16 protein-coding genes are annotated in these 16,293 nt (G+C 56.6%); 11 read left to right on the forward strand and 5 right to left on the reverse strand.

Annotated features, from left to right (window positions below):
* Positions 1 to 21 precede the first annotated feature (21 nt).
* The 6 genes from IPI63_RS09750 (at position 22) to comE (ending at position 6,272) form a co-directional block, all read left to right on the forward strand.
* Entirely contained in the window at positions 22 to 2,394 is a 2,373-nt protein-coding gene (locus IPI63_RS09750; protein WP_292478244.1) for an ATP-dependent DNA helicase, read from the forward strand.
* Entirely contained in the window at positions 2,391 to 3,665 is a 1,275-nt protein-coding gene (locus tag IPI63_RS09755; RefSeq protein WP_214066355.1) for a hypothetical protein, read from the forward strand. Before IPI63_RS09750 ends, IPI63_RS09755 begins: the two co-directional genes overlap by 4 nt.
* Positions 3,640 to 4,518, forward strand: a complete 879-nt coding sequence (locus IPI63_RS09760) for a radical SAM protein (RefSeq protein WP_292478246.1) — start codon at positions 3,640 to 3,642, stop codon at positions 4,516 to 4,518. Before IPI63_RS09755 ends, IPI63_RS09760 begins: the two co-directional genes overlap by 26 nt.
* A gap of 3 nt (positions 4,519 to 4,521) precedes the next feature.
* Positions 4,522 to 5,151, forward strand: a complete 630-nt coding sequence (locus IPI63_RS09765) for an AAA family ATPase (RefSeq protein ID WP_292478247.1) — start codon at positions 4,522 to 4,524, stop codon at positions 5,149 to 5,151.
* 66 nt (positions 5,152 to 5,217) lie between these two features.
* On the forward strand, positions 5,218 to 5,715 hold the full coding sequence (gene comD / locus IPI63_RS09770) for a sulfopyruvate decarboxylase subunit alpha (protein WP_292478248.1): 498 nt from the start codon (positions 5,218 to 5,220) through the stop codon (positions 5,713 to 5,715).
* Positions 5,712 to 6,272, forward strand: a complete 561-nt coding sequence (comE, locus tag IPI63_RS09775) for a sulfopyruvate decarboxylase subunit beta (RefSeq protein WP_292478249.1) — start codon at positions 5,712 to 5,714, stop codon at positions 6,270 to 6,272. Before comD ends, comE begins: the two co-directional genes overlap by 4 nt.
* On the opposite strand, the gene IPI63_RS09780 is transcribed toward comE, so the two are convergent.
* Positions 6,241 to 7,611 carry a methanogenesis marker 16 metalloprotein gene (locus IPI63_RS09780; protein ID WP_292478250.1) on the reverse strand — a complete coding sequence of 457 codons (1,371 nt, stop codon included), beginning with the start codon at positions 7,609 to 7,611 and terminating at the stop codon, positions 6,241 to 6,243. The genes comE and IPI63_RS09780 overlap by 32 nt on opposite strands.
* A gap of 190 nt (positions 7,612 to 7,801) precedes the next feature.
* On the opposite strand from IPI63_RS09780, the gene IPI63_RS09785 reads away from it, so the two are divergent.
* From IPI63_RS09785 to IPI63_RS09795, 3 genes are all read left to right on the forward strand, one after another.
* Entirely contained in the window at positions 7,802 to 8,824 is a 1,023-nt protein-coding gene (locus IPI63_RS09785; protein WP_394357588.1) for an ABC transporter substrate-binding protein, read from the forward strand.
* Positions 8,825 to 8,954: 130 nt separating this feature from the next.
* The gene (locus IPI63_RS09790; RefSeq protein WP_214066360.1) at positions 8,955 to 9,749 is read left to right on the forward strand and encodes an ABC transporter permease; all 795 of its coding nucleotides are present in this window, start codon (positions 8,955 to 8,957) and stop codon (positions 9,747 to 9,749) included.
* Between the two features lie 43 nt (positions 9,750 to 9,792).
* Positions 9,793 to 10,983 (forward strand): methionine adenosyltransferase, encoded by a 1,191-nt coding sequence (locus tag IPI63_RS09795; RefSeq protein ID WP_214080442.1) that lies wholly within the window; start codon positions 9,793 to 9,795, stop codon positions 10,981 to 10,983.
* Between the two features lie 34 nt (positions 10,984 to 11,017).
* On the opposite strand, the gene IPI63_RS09800 is transcribed toward IPI63_RS09795, so the two are convergent.
* Positions 11,018 to 11,869 (reverse strand): Mrp/NBP35 family ATP-binding protein, encoded by an 852-nt coding sequence (locus IPI63_RS09800; protein WP_214066367.1) that lies wholly within the window; start codon positions 11,867 to 11,869, stop codon positions 11,018 to 11,020.
* Positions 11,870 to 11,921: 52 nt separating this feature from the next.
* Positions 11,922 to 12,851, reverse strand: coding sequence for a radical SAM protein (locus IPI63_RS09805; RefSeq protein WP_292478252.1), 930 nt, complete (start codon positions 12,849 to 12,851; stop codon positions 11,922 to 11,924).
* A 168-nt stretch (positions 12,852 to 13,019) separates the two neighbouring features.
* Between IPI63_RS09805 and IPI63_RS09810 the strand changes: the two genes are divergently transcribed.
* Positions 13,020 to 13,964, forward strand: a complete 945-nt coding sequence (locus IPI63_RS09810) for a HEAT repeat domain-containing protein (RefSeq protein WP_292478253.1) — start codon at positions 13,020 to 13,022, stop codon at positions 13,962 to 13,964.
* 59 nt (positions 13,965 to 14,023) lie between these two features.
* On the opposite strand, the gene IPI63_RS09815 is transcribed toward IPI63_RS09810, so the two are convergent.
* Entirely contained in the window at positions 14,024 to 14,749 is a 726-nt protein-coding gene (locus tag IPI63_RS09815; protein ID WP_292478254.1) for a DUF128 domain-containing protein, read from the reverse strand.
* 103 nt (positions 14,750 to 14,852) lie between these two features.
* On the opposite strand from IPI63_RS09815, the gene IPI63_RS09820 reads away from it, so the two are divergent.
* A complete protein-coding gene (locus IPI63_RS09820) occupies positions 14,853 to 15,566 on the forward strand; it encodes an RNA ligase partner protein (protein ID WP_214066364.1) in 714 nt (237 codons plus the stop codon).
* Positions 15,567 to 15,735: 169 nt separating this feature from the next.
* Here the strand turns inward: IPI63_RS09820 and IPI63_RS09825 are convergent, their stop codons facing one another.
* On the reverse strand, positions 15,736 to 16,230 hold the full coding sequence (locus IPI63_RS09825; protein WP_292478255.1) for a response regulator: 495 nt from the start codon (positions 16,228 to 16,230) through the stop codon (positions 15,736 to 15,738).
* Positions 16,231 to 16,293 lie beyond the last annotated feature (63 nt).

Consider the following 16,293-nt stretch of genomic DNA (forward strand, 5'->3'; position numbering starts at 1 on the left):
GCTGCAGTTCAAGGGAGATTGATGCTGGAGATAAAGGATTTAAGCCGCTGGCTGCCCCAGGAGGTCATTGAGTTTTATGAAGGGCAGGGTTATAGAGAGCTTTATCCTCCTCAGGCAGAGGCCATAGAAAGAGGTCTTCTGGAGGAGAAGAGCATGTTTCTTGCTCTGGCGACGGCTTCTGGCAAGACCCTTCTGGCAGAGCTTGCCATGCTCAAGGCCGCTCTGCAGTCCAGGCGCTCCCTTTATATCGTCCCACTGCGTGCCCTGGCGGCAGAGAAGTTCGACTCTTTTCAAAGGTTCAGGAGGCTGGGGATAAGCGTGGGCATAAGCACAGGCGACTTCGACAAGAAGGATGAGCGCCTGGGCAGAAATCAGATAATAATCGCCACCTCAGAGAAGGCGGACTCATTGATGAGAAATGCTGCCTCATGGGTGCGGGATCTTGCCGTTCTGGTGGTCGATGAGATCCACCTCTTAAACGATGTCGGCCGGGGTCCGACCCTGGAGATGACCATCACCAAGCTGCGCCACTCCAACCCCGGATTGCAGATCATCGGCCTTTCAGCGACTGTCGCCAACTCCCGTGACCTGGCAGACTGGCTGGATGCAGAGCTGGTGAGCAGCGATTGGAGGCCCATAGCCCTCAAGGAGGGGCTCATCTGTCAGGGAAGGCTGGTCTTCCCCGAGGAAGAGAGGGCCCTTGAGGGGAAGAAGGAGGATAAGAAGGACGAGGCCATTGCCCTGGTCAGGGACACCCTCTCCCAGGATGCCCAGATACTGATATTCGAGAACTCCCGCAAGAATGCTGAGGCGGCAGCCATAAAGATGTCCAACCTCATTCCTCTCCAGCCGCTCTCAGAGGCCCTCTCGGAGAGCATTCTGGCCACAGGAGAGAGCGAGACCTGCCACCGCCTGGCCTCATGTGTCTCCAGGGGCATTGCATTTCATCATGCTGGCCTTCTCCCCGAGCAGCGCAGGCTGGTGGAGCAGGGATTCCGGGAGAACAAGATCAAGGTCATCGCCAGCACACCCACCCTGGCTGCCGGCCTCAACCTGCCGGCCAGAAGGGTGCTGATAAAGAGCTATCGGAGGTATGAATACGGCTTGGGCATGGTCCCCATTCCGGTGATGGAGTACCGCCAGATGGCGGGCAGAGCAGGGAGGCCAGGCCTTGATCCTTATGGCGAATCCTTCCTCATGGCCAAGAACAACTCGGAGATGCTCAATCTGAAGGAGCGCTACATAGAGGGCTCGCCTGAGGAGATCTGGTCGAAGCTGGCCAGCGAGAGTGCTCTGCGCACCCATATCCTCTCCACCATCGCCGCCGGCTTTGCCCGGACAGAAAGAGAGTTGAAGGACTTCATCGCCACCACATTTTATGCTCATCAGCAGGACCCCTGGCACCTGGATGCTGCATTGGAGAAGGTCCTGGCCTTCCTTGCAGATAACGGGATGATAGTTGATGGCCCGGAGGGCGATCTTCTGCCCACCAGGCTCGGCTCTCTGGTCTCTAAGCTGTACATCGATCCCTTGAGCGCAGTTATAATGCTGGAGAACCTGGGCAGTGAAGAGGGAAATGGGGATAGGAGCAAAAGGGAGAGGGTGGCGAGAAGGCCCTCAGATCTCTCCCTCATCCATCTCATAACCATGACCCCGGATATGTCCCTGCTCTACATCCAGTCGGCAGACGGCTGGGTGGAGGAGTTCATCGATCTGAATCAGAAGGAGCTTTATGAAGAGGAGAACTACGACTATCTCCTTCGCGAGGCCAAGACCTCGGCCATGCTTCTCGACTGGATCGGGGAGGTTAGAGAGGAGCTTATAAGCGACCGGTATCGCATCGGACCGGGCGACATCCGCCGTTCTGCCGAGACTGCAGAGTGGCTGATGCACTCCCTGGCAGAGCTCTCCAAGCATCTTGACCTGGGGATCACCTACCGGGCAGAGCAGCTATCGGTTCGCCTCCATTACGGCGCCGGCCAGGATCTGCTCACACTGCTGGATCTGAAGGGCATAGGAAGGGTGAGGGCAAGAAAGCTCCATCAGTCCGGCATAACCAACCGGGAGAAGCTCAGGAGCGCCGATCCGGCGGAGGTGGCCAGGCTCATTGGCCCGAAGATCGCAGAGAAGGTCCTCCTTCAACTGGACCAGGAGGAGAGGGCAGAGAGAGCAGAGGGGGAGAAGAGTATGAAGGAGATAGGCCTGACGGGAGCGGATGAGCCCCCCTGGGGATATGACAGGAAAGGAGGAGGGGGAGGAAGGGAAGAGGGAAGAGGAGCAGAGGCGAACGGGGATATGAGATATCAGAAGACAGGTCATCTGCAGGCGCAAGGAGAGCTGACGGCCGAAAGAAAGAGGGCTGCACGAAGATCAAAGCAGGGGAGGCTGCCTTGAACTGGCTGAAGAAGATCTTCTCTGGATCTGGATCAGGGGCAGAAGAGAGCCTGAGGCTGGAGGATGTTGATGCCTGGCTGGACGATAAGGAGACTGCAGTTGGCTGGGAGGAGAGCCTCTCCGGGCTGTACCGCCGGCTGGAGGAGCAGGCAGAAGAGCTTTCCGGAGATCTCTCTCTTCTGGCCTCTGCCGAGCCTGATCCGTCCACTCCCCCCAGGCTGCTCCGGGCAGGTCTTGCTGCACGGGGAGAGGTGGTCAAGCAGATGGGATCGCTGCAGGAGAAGATCGATCCGCCCAGGAAGCGGGACCTTGAATCGGCCAGCGAGCACCACTGGGCTTTGGTCAAGGGCCTGGAGAGGACAGCCACCACCTTCGGGCGGGCGCAGCGCTATGTGGCAGCCCTCTTTCCCAAGAGCCTGGAGGCTATAAACTCCGATCTGGGCCAGATCAGCCGCACTCTGGTCGATCTGGAGGAGGTGATCGGCAGGAGAAGGAGGCTGTCTGAGGAGATCTGGTACTCAAAGGAGCTCGCCGAAGAGCTGCAAAAAGGGTTTGCAGCCATGGAGTCTTTGAGGGAGAAGCTGGCGGGAGAGGAGGAGCATCTCGCCCGCACCTCTGCCCGGCTGAGGGAATATGAGCAGAGGGAGAAGAGCCTGGCGGCAAGCGATACGGGCAGAAGGGCAGAGGAGCTGAAAGCGATCTTAGAGGAGAAGAGAAGGGAGAAGACGAAGACGGAAGAGGAGCTGAGATCTCTGATCTCTCCCCTGACCAAGGCCCTGGGCAGGATCACCAAGCAGAGTTCAAGCGAGAGGATCAGACTTGAGCATGGCGAGGTCTTTCTGAATCTTTTGAAGAGCCCTGCCCAGGTCTCAAGCGCTGAGATCGCCGGCTCCCTGAGAGAGCTGCGCTCTCATCTGGCTGCTCTGGGGCTGAAGGATAGAAAGAAGGAGAAGGTTCTGGACCATATCGACCAGTTGATCAGCAAAAGGTCCCTGGAGCTGGCCCGCTCCCGCCATTTTGCCCTGGCAGAGGAGATAGAATCCCTGGAGGGGCAGTACAGGGAGAGCAGCAAGGAGGCTTTGCATTTGAGGGAGTCCATCTCTCAGGATAAGAGGGCTCTGCGCAGCCTGGAGGGGGCAGCGGAGCAGAGCCGCCGGGAGCTCCTGCAGCTGGAGGAGAGGATGAGATCAAAGCAGTCCGAGCTTAAGGAGAGGCTGACCAGGATCGCGGGAAGAGAGATGCGCCTTGATCTGTCAAAGAGAAGCGGGTGATGGACTGCTGGTCAACCTGGGGGGGATAGTACCCCTGTCCACAGTGGACTGGCGGGGACGGGCGGCCATGGTGGTATTCCTGCGGGGCTGTCCCCTCCGCTGCCCTCACTGCCACAATTATGCTCTGCAGACCGGAGAGAGCAACATCGAGTTTCATGCCCTTGCCTCCCGAATAGTATGTCGGATCAAGGGCCTGCAGACGCCTGCTATTGCATTTAGGGCCAGCACCCGGCAGATCAGCCTTGAGGATGCATCAGTTCGGGCAGCATCCCGGCCATTTGTTGATGCCTTTGTCCTCTCAGGAGGCGAGCCTCTGCTACAGCCAGAGGCCTCTCTCAGGCTGTTTGGCCTGGCAAAGAGCCTCTCTTTGGCCACAGGCCTGGAGACCTCGGGCTTCTATCCCGGCCGGCTGAGGGCATTGCTGAAGAGCGATGTGGTGGACAGGGTCTTCTTGGACCTGAAGACGGAGCTCAATGAGCCTGCCTACCAGATGGCCACAGGCATAACCGGTGTGGCCGACCGGGTGCGGGAGAGCCTGGAGATCTGCTATCAATCCGGCGTGGCAATCGATGCCCGCTGCACAATCTTCCCTGAGCTGCCCTCCAAAGACCAGATAAGAGAGATCGCCAGGACTCTGGAAGGGCTGAGCCGGCTGTACCCTGATAGCCATCTGGAGAGCCTCACCCTTCAGCAGGGCCATCCCAGAGAGGGGGAGCCGTGGTTCGAGCCGGTGGCTTTAGAGGAGATGCAGGAGATGCAGGAGATCGCCCAGGCTGCAGGAGAGGGAATTGCAGTCCAGGTAGGAGCGCCAGCAGTGATCAAGTGGGCTGGCCAGATCGCCAAGAGCATATGAATAATGAGAGATGAAGAGAGGATGAAGATAATCGGTTTTGTGGGCCTGCCGGGCTCGGGAAAGGGCGAGGCCTCGAGGATTGCCAGAGAGCGGGGCCTGGTCGTGGTGGTTATGGGGGATGTCATCCGGCAGGAGGCTGCCCGGCAGGGATTGGAGCCGACCGACCAGAACCTGGGCCGGATAGGAAATGCTCTGCGGGAGAGGGAGGGTCCGGAGGCCGTAGCCAAAAGGACGCTGGAGATGGCCCAAAGGACGGGAAGGGATCTGGTTGTAGTAGACGGCCTCCGTTCCCAGGCAGAGGCGGACTTCTTTCGCTCCCGGGCAGAGGAGTTCTACTTAATCGAGGTTCAGGCAGCAGCAGACGTCCGTCTGAGGTGGCTGGAGAATAGAGGGCGTCCGGACGATCCAAAGGGATGTGAGGAGGATAGGGGCGGTGCCTCTGCTGAGGCTTGGGCAGTGGACAGCGCCGCCTCTGCCCTGAAGGAGAGGGAGGGGCGGGAGAAGGGCTGGGGGTTGTGCCAGGCTATGGAGAGGGCGGACTACAGAATAGACAACTCCGGAAGCCTGGAGGACCTGCGCCAGAGGGTGGTGCAGCTATTGGACCGGATCACTGCAGACGGCGGCAAAAATTGAGGAGCGGGACCGTCGAATACCGGACCGCAATAACCTTTTTCCCCTGCCAGCACCTATCCAGTTGGTATGACCGCCAGCCTCGCCATCTATAGCGGCCTGAAGCATGCCGGGATAGACTTTGCCGTATCCGTCCCCTGCGTCAACCTGCAGGAGCTGCTCGTACTGGTGGAAGAGGACCCGGATATCATTCATCTGCCGGCCACCAGAGAGGAGGAGGGGGTGGGCCTTTGCGCCGGCGCCTGGATGGGGGGGAGGAGGCCCGCCCTTCTGATGCAAAACTCCGGCCTGGGAAACTGCATCAATGCCCTGGCCTCTCTGGATATGCTCTATGGCATACCTCTGCTCATGATCATCAGCCATCGCGGCGGCAAGGGGGAGCCGATAGCCGGCCAGGTGCCCATGGGAGATCTCACCATTCCTCTCTTGCAGACCCTGAATATCCCCTATAAAACGCCCGCCCGCGGAGAGGGTGAGGAGGCAGTGGTGGCATCCTGGAAGGAGGCCCGGGAGAGGCGCCGCCCAGCCTCCGTTCTCCTGGACCTGGAATACTGGAGGGAGAGATGAGGCGTATTGAAGCCATTGCTCTGGCTGCCAAATCCGCTCAGGAGCGAAATGCGCTATTGATCTCGAATATTGGCTATCCCAGCCGGGAGCTGTACTCCGTCCACGACCGCCCGGAGAATTTCTACATGCTCGGCTCCATGGGCATGGCCTCCTCCATCGGCCTGGGCCTCGCCCTGGCCCGACCGGAGAGAAGGGTGATGGTCCTTGATGGCGATGGCTCAGTTCTCATGAATCTGGGAACATTGGCCACCATCGCCCAGCATGCACCGGACAACTATCTGCTCGTGATCCTGGACAACGGCTGTTACGGCTCCACCGGCTCTCAGCCCACCTGCACCTGCTATTCCACCGACCTTGCTGCTGTTGCCCGTGGAGCGGGGATCAGGAATGTTCAGAAGACCGATGATCCCGAAGGCCTTTCCCGGGCTCTTCAGGGGCAGGGGGTGGTGGTGGCAAGGGTGGAGGCGGGAAATGCCAGCGTTCCCGTAATCGATCTGCTCCCGGAGGAGATTATCAAGAGGTTCATCAGATCCATTCTACCGGCTGGCTCATCCTGAAAGAGCCATCGAGAATCCCGCTCTTCAGCTCTTCTGCCAGCCTCAGTGCCCGCAGCTTGTCCGACTGGCGCAGGACCACAGGCACAGTGCGGACTGTTCCAGAAGAGCTCCTCATCCTCAAGGCCCCCAAACGGCAGCGGAAGGCACCATTTGGGCATTCAGTCACGCACAGGCCGCAGTGAAAGCAGAGCGATGTATCCCTGCAGGCCGATCCCGCTCCCTGATTGCGGCGGACGGCCTGCATGGGGCAGGCCCGTTCCACCAGGCAATGCCCGCAACCCCTGCACCTCTGGGGATCGAACTCGACCTCCAGGTCCACCCCCTCCCCCCAGACATCTCCATAATCTGCCTGACCGATTCTCCTTCTGCTGTTGATATCATTGACCGGCAGGGGAATCTCCCCGTCTTTGCGGGCAGTCTCATCGATTATGGTGGGGCTTATCACGGGGATGGGCACAGCCAGAGAGCAGATGCATTCCGGGCCCGCGCCGGTCATAAAGCCGCCCATATACTCTGCAGACATTTTATGCATATCCGCAAATCCAGCCAGATTTGGCCAATCCCGGCTGCTGCGGGTTCCTCTTCCCAGGACAAAGCCCTCGGCAGCATTCAGAAGAATGCGTGTTCCAATGCCGATCGTCTCCAACAGGGGATCGCATTTCAAGGGATTGATCTGACCGCAGCCTGAGAAGGTGGCTTCCTGGCAGTGAGGCTCAAAGCCCCGGGCATGAAAGATGGTCCTGACGGGCACAGAGCCCGGATTGACGAAGGCGGAGTAGTTCTTGAAGGCATGGCGGGAGCCGAACAGCATTGCCTGGGGCATATCCCCCAGCCCCACCTCCGCCTGCAGCAATCCTCCCTCATCCTTCTGCACCTCCACAAGAATCCTCTTCCCCTCCACCAGATCCCGAAATAGATGGCCTCCGCCGTAATCTGGCTGCTCATGGCTGTGGGCGGTCCCGAAGACAACCAGATCCAAAATACCCAGGCTCTCATTTGGGCAGGGTCCCACCTGAGCGGGAATGCCGTTCAGCCAGACATTCCTTGCCCTCCGAAAAGAGCCCTGTCCGGCCACGGGGAAGGAGAGAAGGGCATAGGTCCCGCTCATCACCGCCCGGGTGGCAGTGGTGACCACATCCACCTCATCTAGAATCGAACGATCATCCTCCTCCGCCAGACAGGCTACCTCCTCTGCAGTGAGAACAACTGCCTCCTTTCGTTCAATCCTCTTCAGTATCTTCAAGAACGCTTCATTTCCCTTAAGCCTGCCTGCCATCTCCTCCATACCACCTACCATCTCCTCCACCTCTGCCTGCCATCTTATCCACCCTGCCTGCAATCTTCATCATCCCCGCCAAACCTCCCATGATCCCAGATGGGGTATTGAAAGCAATATCCCTTCAATCTGCCGATACTTGCCCGTTTCTTTATCCTTATTGTGTCACAGAAAAAGGTAATTGTCCAAATACAGAACATACTGGAAAATGGCCGGAAACTGCTTTATACCGATCTCTCCTGAATTAAATCAGGTGATTGCATTGAGAAGATTCGTTTTCATGGCCATCCTGGCAGCAGTGGTGGTGCTATCTTTGGGCTGCATCTCCCCCACTGATGAAGGGGGCAAGGCAGCAGAAAAGAAAAGCGCCGGCATAACCACCCTGCGCATAGGCTACCAGCCCAGCACCCATCAGATCGCAGAGATAGTGGCAGCAGAGAAGGGATGGTGGAAAGAGGACCTCCAGCCCTTTGGAGTGAGCAGCATCGAAGAGAAGGAATTTCAATCCGGACCACCGGAGATGCAGGCCATGCTGGCTGGAGCGATAGACATCGCCTATGTGGGAACAGCGCCCACTATAACCGCCATCGCCGAGGGCCTGGATGCCAAGATTGTGGCATCGGTGAACACCAATGGCTCGGATCTGCTCTTGAGGCCGGGTAAAGAGTATAGCGGTCCCAAGTCCCTGGAGGGCATGAGCATTGCCACCTTCCCCGCCGGCTCCATCCAGGACATAGTCATAAAGAAGTGGCTGGAGGATAATGGAGTTGACATATCCAAGATCACATTCCATGGCATGGGCCCAGGCGAAGCTGTAACTGCCATTGAAGCGGGAAAGGTAGACGGCGTCTTCCTGCCCCATCCATCGCCCTCCAAGATCGAGCTGGATAAGAAAGGCATAACAGTGGTCCAGTCGGGTGAGATGTGGCCGCACCATGCCTGCTGCAGCCTCCTGGTCAGCGGAAAGCTCCTGCGCGAGCAGCCGGATCTGGTGGATCAGATAATCAAGACCCACATCAAGACCACAGAGTATGTCAATGCCAATCCGGATGAGGCGGCAGAGATCTATGCCAAGAGGACGAAACAGGATCTGGCAGTGGTCAAGGCCTCGATAGAGAGATGGGATGGAGAATGGGTCAGCAATCCAGAGATTCAGATCTCATCCACAGTTGAGTATGCCAGAGTGGACAAGCAATTGGGCTACATCAACAAGAGCCTGAGCGAGGATGATCTATTCGACAGCAGCTTCTATCACCAGGCCTTGGCACCGGCATAAGGCCATATTTTGCCGGCGAATAGCCAGGGGATAAGATGCAGATATAAAAAGGAGCAATAGAGGGCCGGAAGATGCAGAAAAAGGCGGGAAAGCAGCGGCGAATAAGCACCAGGGAGAACGAAGACCGAACATGAGCGAGAGCAAGAAGATCAAGATACGGGATCGTATAGCCAGACGGGGAACTGAAGCCCTCTCCATACTGGGCCTGATCATCATCTGGCAGATCGCCGCCCTGGCCATAGATGACAAGCTCCTCCTCCCCAGCTTTTTTCAGGTTATTGAGGCCTTGTCAAGGGACTGGCAGACGATCTTGGAAAGAGACCTTCCCACCAGCCTCATCCATTTCCTCATAGGCATGGGCGGAGGGCTTCTAGTGGCCTTGCCTTTGGGGATGAGCATGGGCTGGTTCAGATGGGCGGACAGGGTTTTAGACCCCATTGTGGAGATCTTCCGGCCCATACCCCCCCTGGCCTGGATTCCCTTTTCCATCGTCTGGTTCGGCCTCACAGATGAGGCGGCTGGTTTTATCATCTTTGTGGGAGCTGTCTTTCCCATCCTGATCAATACCTATATCGGATTTCGCAACCTGCCTCGGGTCTATGTGGAATCGGCCAAGGTCCTGGGAGCGACAAGGGATCTGGATCTGGTCAGATATGTGGCCTTTCCCTATGCTCTGCCCTCCATTGCCGGCGGGATTCGAATCGCCATGGGCATAGCCTGGATGTGCCTTGTGGCAGCGGAGCAGTTCGGGGTGGCCTCATCAGGCCTCGGTTATAAGATCTGGTCTTACTATTATCTGCATCAGATGGAATATGTGCTTCTTTACATCCTGATACTGGGGATGCTGGGACTGATAATCGATAAAGCATTCCGTTTCATTGTAGAGGAGAGGATGCTCAAGTGGCAGGTGGGCCTGACCCAGTGAGCCGAAAAGACTGTTAACGATAATAGCACTTGAGGAAGATATCATGAAGAGAAACATCAAGGTTGAACGCCTCAACCAAAGGCCTTTGGAGCAGCAGGAGATAGAGCTGGTGGAGCGCAAGGGCATAGGCCATCCGGATAGCGTAGCAGATGGCCTCGCAGAGTCCATAAGCCGGGCTTTATGCCAAGAGTACATCAATCGATTTGGGGCGGTGCTGCACCACAACACCGATAAGACCCAGATAGTGGCTGGAAGGTCCAAACCAGCATTTGGAGGTGGTGAGGTCATCTGCCCGCTATATATCCTGCTCACCGGCAGGGCCACCAGGGTCTTCAAGGAGGAGGAGATCCCTGTGGACACCATCGCCATCAAAGCCGCCCGCCAGCTCCTCGCAGACTCCCTCTCCAACCTGGATGTCAACAACCACATCATCCTCGATGCCAAGATCGGTATGGGCTCCTCCGATCTGCGGGATGTCTTCGGGCGGAAGGTTCCATCCGCCAATGATACCTCTTTTGGCGTGGGCTATGCCCCCCTCTCTCAGACTGAGAAAATCGTCTTTGAGACTGAGCGGGAGCTCATGAATCTCAAGAAGAGCATTCCCGCCATTGGCGAGGACATAAAGGTCATGGGAATGCGCCAGGGGGATGCCATCAACCTCACCATCGCCTGCGCCCTGGTGGACAGGCATGTGGCAAATCTGAAAGAGTATGCAGACACGAAAAGGGAGATCGTGGAGCATGTGATCGATTTCGCCCGGCAGTTCACCTCTCGCAAGGTATCAGCCCAGATGAATGTGGCAGATGACATCGAGGAGGGGTCGATCTATATCACAGTCACAGGAAGCTCAGCAGAGATGGGAGATGACGGTGCAGTGGGCAGGGGCAACCGGGCCAATGGCCTCATCACCCCCAACCGCCCCATGAGCCTGGAGGCGACCTGCGGCAAGAACCCCATCAACCACGTGGGCAAGATCTACAACCTCCTCTCCATCGAGGCGGCAAAGCAGATCGCTGCTGAGGTGCAGGGAATCGAGGAGGTCTACATCAAGATTCTCTCTCAGATAGGAAGGCCCATCGATGAGCCCCATATCGCCAGCGTGCAGATAGTTCCCAAGGAGGGAGTGGACATAAAATCGCTGCAGGCGGGGGCAACTGAGATCCTGGACGACTGGCTGGCAAACATACCAAAGCTGCAGCAGATGCTCTTCCGGGGCGAGCTGAGCACCTATTGAGATGTAATCAAGACCATTTTTTTTAAATTTTTTGCTATCTCAGGATATTCTCCAGCCTCTCCACAATAAGGCGGAAGCTATCCGCAGCCGGCGCCTCTCCCTCGACGAAGGTCTGGCCGGCATCGCCCAGGGAGCAGATCCGGGGATCGATGGGAATGGAGCCCAGAAATCTCACATTCATCTCCTCTGCCATCCTCTCCCCGCCGCCGCTTTGGAAGATGTCTATCCTCTGATGGCAGTGGGGACAGGCCAGGCCTGCCATATTCTCGATAATGCCAATGACCGGCAGCTTCATCGCCCTGACCATGTTCACTGCTTTGCGGGTGTCGAGCAGTGCGACCTCCTGGGGGGTGGTGACGATTATCGCCCCGCTGAGGTCGGGTATGAGCTGGGCCACGCTCAGAGGCTCGTCGCTGGTGCCAGGCGGAAGGTCTATGATCAGATAATCGAGCCCTCCCCAGGTCACATCCTGGATGAACTGCTTGATGGCCGCCATCTTCATCGGCCCCCTCCAGACCACGGGCGAGTCCTGGCGGGAGAGAACAAGGGCCATGGAGGCCACCTTGATGCCCCCGGCATCGGCGGGCTTTATCCCATCTGCCCCCTGCACCAGCCCTTGATCCTCAATCCCCAGGAGCTTCGGAATATTCGGGCCGGTGATATCGGCATCGAGAATCCCAACCTTATATCCCTCCAACTGGAGGGCACGGGCCAGGTTGACAGATACTGTGCTCTTGCCCACTCCGCCCTTGCCGCTGGCGACGATGATCTTATGCTTGATGCCGTCTATTTCATCAGCCATGCACGTGACTGCCTCTTCACTGCCCTGATCGGGGCAAGAGCCCTTCAGGGGGCATGTCTCGCATATCTCATTCTTCTCATTCATCTCAGTCATCGGAAATCATCTATTTATAAATAACGTTTTTATTTTTCACTCCTCACTTTTCCGCCGCCTGCTCTGTCTCTGCTGCTCTGTCTTTGCTGCTCTGAAAGCAGAGCTTTCCCTCAATGATCCTTCTGGTTATAAGGCCATCGTTCTCCAGGATCTTGCAGTATTTGATAGCATCGATGCTGCTCAGATGATGAAGGCGGCAGATCTCCTCCAGGGTGCAAAGGGTGCTGCTCAGGCTCTCTAAAATTCTTTTGCTGATATCAGCCGGGACCCTCCAATCCCAGTCAGGAATCAGCTCCGCTCCGGGAAAGATCTCCAGCATCCGAAGCATCTCCTCCTCGCTCAGGGGCAAGACTGGCTCAGCAGGCCTCCTGATCACAGTGTTCAGCTGGATTCTATCCGGCTCAGTCGATTCCGCCACCCGGGCGATCAGATCTGCCTCATGATCGTTTATCCCGGCCACCAGCATCACCTCCAGCCAGATCTCTCCCGAGAACTCCCGGCGAAACTGCTTGATGCCCTGGATTATCTCCTCGATCTTCAGGCCCTGAGCCGGACGGTCTATCTTCTGGAAGACGGCTGGGGAGGCAGCATCAAGGGAGGGAAGAACCACATCCGCAGCAGCAACCTCCCTTCGTACTGCAGGGCTGACCAAAAGGCTGCTATTCGTGATCACCGCCACAGGGGCGGACACCGTCCTCTTGGCGAAAGCCACTGCTCGTCCCAGATCCTGGCTCAAAGTCGGCTCGCCCGATCCGGCAAAGGTCAGGTAATCGAAGGGCTCATTCCTCTTCTCCCTGATCTCCTGCAGCAGCTCTTGCAGGGGGACGAACCTCTCCCGTCTGCAGCTCAGACAGCCGGTCCGGCCCAGCTCGCAGTAGATGCAGTCCATATTGCAGGTCTTATGCCTGAGCAGGTCCACCCCCATGGAGAGCCCCAGGCGGCGGGAGAGCACAGGTCCGAATAGGTATTCCATGCTTTCTGTTCCTGTCTAATCTCTGCCGAAGCTGCCTTTCATGCTTAAACATTTGCCTTGAGATCCAATTGATATAGATCCAGTTGATATAGACCCAGTTGATATAGACCCAATTGATATAGATCCAATTGCATAAAGCTTAATAGACTGAGCTGCCCATGAATCGACATGGACAAGGCTCATGAACTTATAAAGAAGCTCGGCCAGAGCGATGACTATTTTGAACGGCAGAAGGCAGCATGGGCCCTGGTGAACCTGGGTGAAGAGGCGGTGGATATCGTTGCTGAAGCTTTGGAGAAGGGGGAGTTCTCCGACCTGCGCTATAAATCCGCCTGGATCCTGGGAAAGACGGGATCTCCAAGAGCAATCAAGCCCCTCTGTTATGCCCTGCTCAGCGACCCGGATCATGTCGTTCGCGAGTGGTCTGCTGCCGCCCTGGAGGCTCTGGGCAACCAAGAGGCGGTCCAGCCCCTGGTACTGGCTATGAAGAGGGATGGCTCTCGGGATGTCCGTTTGCGGGCGGCTATGGCCCTGCGCTCTCTTAAGGCTGCAGAGGCCTTCCGGGAGCTATTGAGCTATGATGATCCTGAGATTCGGGGGATGGCAGTCACCGGCCTGGGGAAGATCGGGGACCTGGAGGCTCTATCGGATGTTGCCCGGCTGATCGGAGACGAGAACGCTGAGGTGCGGAGGAGGGTGGCGGCCTATATGGGGGATATTGCCCGCGAGGAGGCATTGGAGCATCTGGCGGCGCTCCTCAGGGATGGCGATGTGGATGTGCGCTGCGAGGCCCTGAAGTCCCTGGGAAGAGTAAAGGGGGAGAGGGCGGCTGATCTTGCCCTTGCTTCTCTGCCGGACGAGGAATGGAAGGTGCGTTATACTGCAGTCACCGCCCTGGGGGAGATAGGACATGAGAGAGCCTTTGAAGCCCTGGTGGATGTGATGTTCGGCAAGGATGATGAGGAGATCAGGGCCTGGGCGGCCTGGAGCCTGGGAGAGATCGGGGACGAGAGAGCAATAGAGCCCTTGCAGCAGGCATTCAGGACCTGTCCTACAGAAGTGATGAAGAAGGCGAGGGATTCGCTGGTGGAGGTATTCGGGCAGGAGATCTAGGATGGCATCATAAAGGCATCAATATCATAAAAGCATCACCGAAGCATTACAGGCCGGCGCTAAAGAAGCGCTTCTATATGCTTCATCTCCTGGATATCCGTAAGGTCGCTGATCGACTCGTGCATCAGCTCAATCCCGCACTCCTTCGCTGCAGCCACCAGATTGGTTCCCCCTACCAGTGCCATCCCCACATGATCCCTCTCCACTGACACCCCCAGAACATCCATATTCGGCTGGCCCAGCTCCAGCACTCCGGCGAATCCTGCCCGGGCCAGGATCGTGAGCAGATCCTCAATCCTATTGCGGGCGAGCATTGGGGCCTCATGAAGGTTTCCCAGGATCCGGCCGTTTCCAGTGCGCATCATTCCAGTTATATCCATCAGGCCCTGAGCAGTGAGGACATCGATGGGATCGATAGTGGTAGCCCAGTACATGAGCATATCTGTGAATCTGGTAGGCTCTCTTTTCACCACCTCCACCAGCCCCCCTCCTTTGGGATGGACTGGTATGCCATTCTTGAGCATGACGGCACAGAGGGTTAGGCTGCAAGCGGTCTTGATCTTTGTCATCCTCTTTCCCGGGATGATCTTGATCATCGGCGATACTGCAAGGCCGCTCTTGATGGTATCACAGAAGACAGAGAGGATCTCATCCAGTGATTCATTATTGACCCTGGTTGTATTGGTGATGATCCTGCCTTTCATATCCACTGGATCAAAGGTCGCCTGATGCATCAGATTCTCGATTCTGGCCAGGGTGAAGATCAAAGGTTGCACAGCTGCCACAACCTACCATCAGCAATAGGGATTTATTAGCTTTTTTAAGGGGCCGCTTTTTCCTGGCCTTTCTGGAAGCAATCTTATATCACCTGATGCATTACATTCAGCAATGTTGCGCCAAAGGTTCGTTCTGGATACAACAGCACTTACAGACTCCATGGCCTGGGAGAGCGAGGGCGCCAGTGACATCTGTGAAGGAATGAATGCCATACTGGATCGTATCTCTGAGGGCAGGCTGCATCTGGGAGTCAGCTGCTATATACCATATCCCTCCGTCTACAATGAGATCAAGGATTTCGCCAGGCATAATAACTGCGACTCCCGCGTCCTGGGAAAGGTGGATACCTGGCTGGTCAAGAAGACTCCAGACAGATATAAGGTCAAGGTGCCCTCAAAGATCTTTTATGAGTACGTGGACTATATGAGAAGCCGCATAAACAAGGGGATGAACATATCAGAGGAGGCAGTATGGGAATCGGTCTCCAGATGCATTGCATTGTCGGAGAGAGAGGGCGATCTGAGAGAGATGAAGGATGAGATCGAAAGAGAGGTCGTGGGAAGCATTATCAGGAAATTCCGGGAGAAGTACAGAGCAGCACTCCGCTATGGAATCCTGGATAGCGCGCCGGACATCGATGTTCTTCTCCTGGCCAAGGAACTGGACGCTGCTGTCGTCTCCCAGGATCTGGGAATTCAGCGCTGGGCTGAGCAACTAGGCCTGAGATTCATGGAATCCAGGTCGTTTCCCATTATGATTAAAGAGTACTTGAATGCTCTGCCTGAATTTTATATAGAAGATAGAGGGGAGAACAGGATGATATGAGCCCTCATCATCTCCCCACGTCATTCCTCTACACCATACCTTCACATCTGCCCTGGCACACCATCTCCCCACGTCATTCCTCTACACCATACCTTCGCATCTGCCCTGGCACACCACCCCCTCCATATCATCTCCCTGATTTCTTTATGCACAATGAAGATCAGCAGGATCAGCAGTGTTTTTTCAGCAGCCTTTTCAGCTCATCCATCCGCACTGGCTTGCTGATATAATCGTCCATTCCGGCGGCAAGGCATCTCTCTCTGTCTCCCTGCAGGGCGAATGCCGTGAGGGCTAATATCTTCGTCCTTCTATCTGGCCAGCGCTTCCGGATGGCCTCTGTGGCCTCAAGGCCATTCATCCCCGGCATTCTCAGATCCATCAGAACGATATCATAATCGCGATTCTCCATAGCCTTCAGCGCCTCGATCCCATTGGAGGCCAGGTCTGTCTGATACCCCAGGCGCTTGAGCATGGCAACAGTCACCTTCTGATTGGAGATATTATCCTCTACCAGCAGTACTCTTCTCCCAGAGGAGTCACAGGCCTTCTGGGAAGCAATCAGACTCTCTGCCTGAAGAGGCAGGGGGGCGAGGGCCCTGGTCAGGGCATCGTGAAGACTTGAGAGCTTAACCGGCCTTTTCAGGAGCAGATTCGAAAGATCCATTCCGGAATTCTCTTCCTCGGTTGAGAGGATGATCAAGGGAATGGATCGATTGCATTTGCGAAT

The sequence above is a fragment of the Methanothrix sp. genome, from assembly GCF_016706325.1.
In the GTDB taxonomy this organism is placed as follows: domain Archaea; phylum Halobacteriota; class Methanosarcinia; order Methanotrichales; family Methanotrichaceae; genus Methanothrix.

Excerpts from the sequence above, each read along its gene's own strand:
- IPI63_RS09750 (WP_292478244.1), top strand. The coding sequence starts at position 22 with ATGCTGGAGATAAAGGATTTAAGCCGCTGGCTGCCCCAGGAGGTCATT.
- IPI63_RS09765 (WP_292478247.1), top strand. The coding sequence starts at position 4,522 with ATGAGAGATGAAGAGAGGATGAAGATAATCGGTTTTGTGGGCCTGCCG.
- comD (WP_292478248.1), top strand. The coding sequence starts at position 5,218 with ATGACCGCCAGCCTCGCCATCTATAGCGGCCTGAAGCATGCCGGGATA.
- comE (WP_292478249.1), top strand. The coding sequence starts at position 5,712 with ATGAGGCGTATTGAAGCCATTGCTCTGGCTGCCAAATCCGCTCAGGAG.
- IPI63_RS09790 (WP_214066360.1), top strand. The coding sequence starts at position 8,955 with ATGAGCGAGAGCAAGAAGATCAAGATACGGGATCGTATAGCCAGACGG.
- IPI63_RS09795 (WP_214080442.1), top strand. The coding sequence starts at position 9,793 with ATGAAGAGAAACATCAAGGTTGAACGCCTCAACCAAAGGCCTTTGGAG.
- IPI63_RS09800 (WP_214066367.1), bottom strand. The coding sequence starts at position 11,869 with ATGAATGAGAAGAATGAGATATGCGAGACATGCCCCCTGAAGGGCTCT.
- IPI63_RS09805 (WP_292478252.1), bottom strand. The coding sequence starts at position 12,851 with ATGGAATACCTATTCGGACCTGTGCTCTCCCGCCGCCTGGGGCTCTCC.
- IPI63_RS09810 (WP_292478253.1), top strand. The coding sequence starts at position 13,020 with ATGGACAAGGCTCATGAACTTATAAAGAAGCTCGGCCAGAGCGATGAC.
- IPI63_RS09820 (WP_214066364.1), top strand. The coding sequence starts at position 14,853 with ATGTTGCGCCAAAGGTTCGTTCTGGATACAACAGCACTTACAGACTCC.
- IPI63_RS09825 (WP_292478255.1), bottom strand. The coding sequence starts at position 16,230 with ATGGATCTTTCGAATCTGCTCCTGAAAAGGCCGGTTAAGCTCTCAAGT.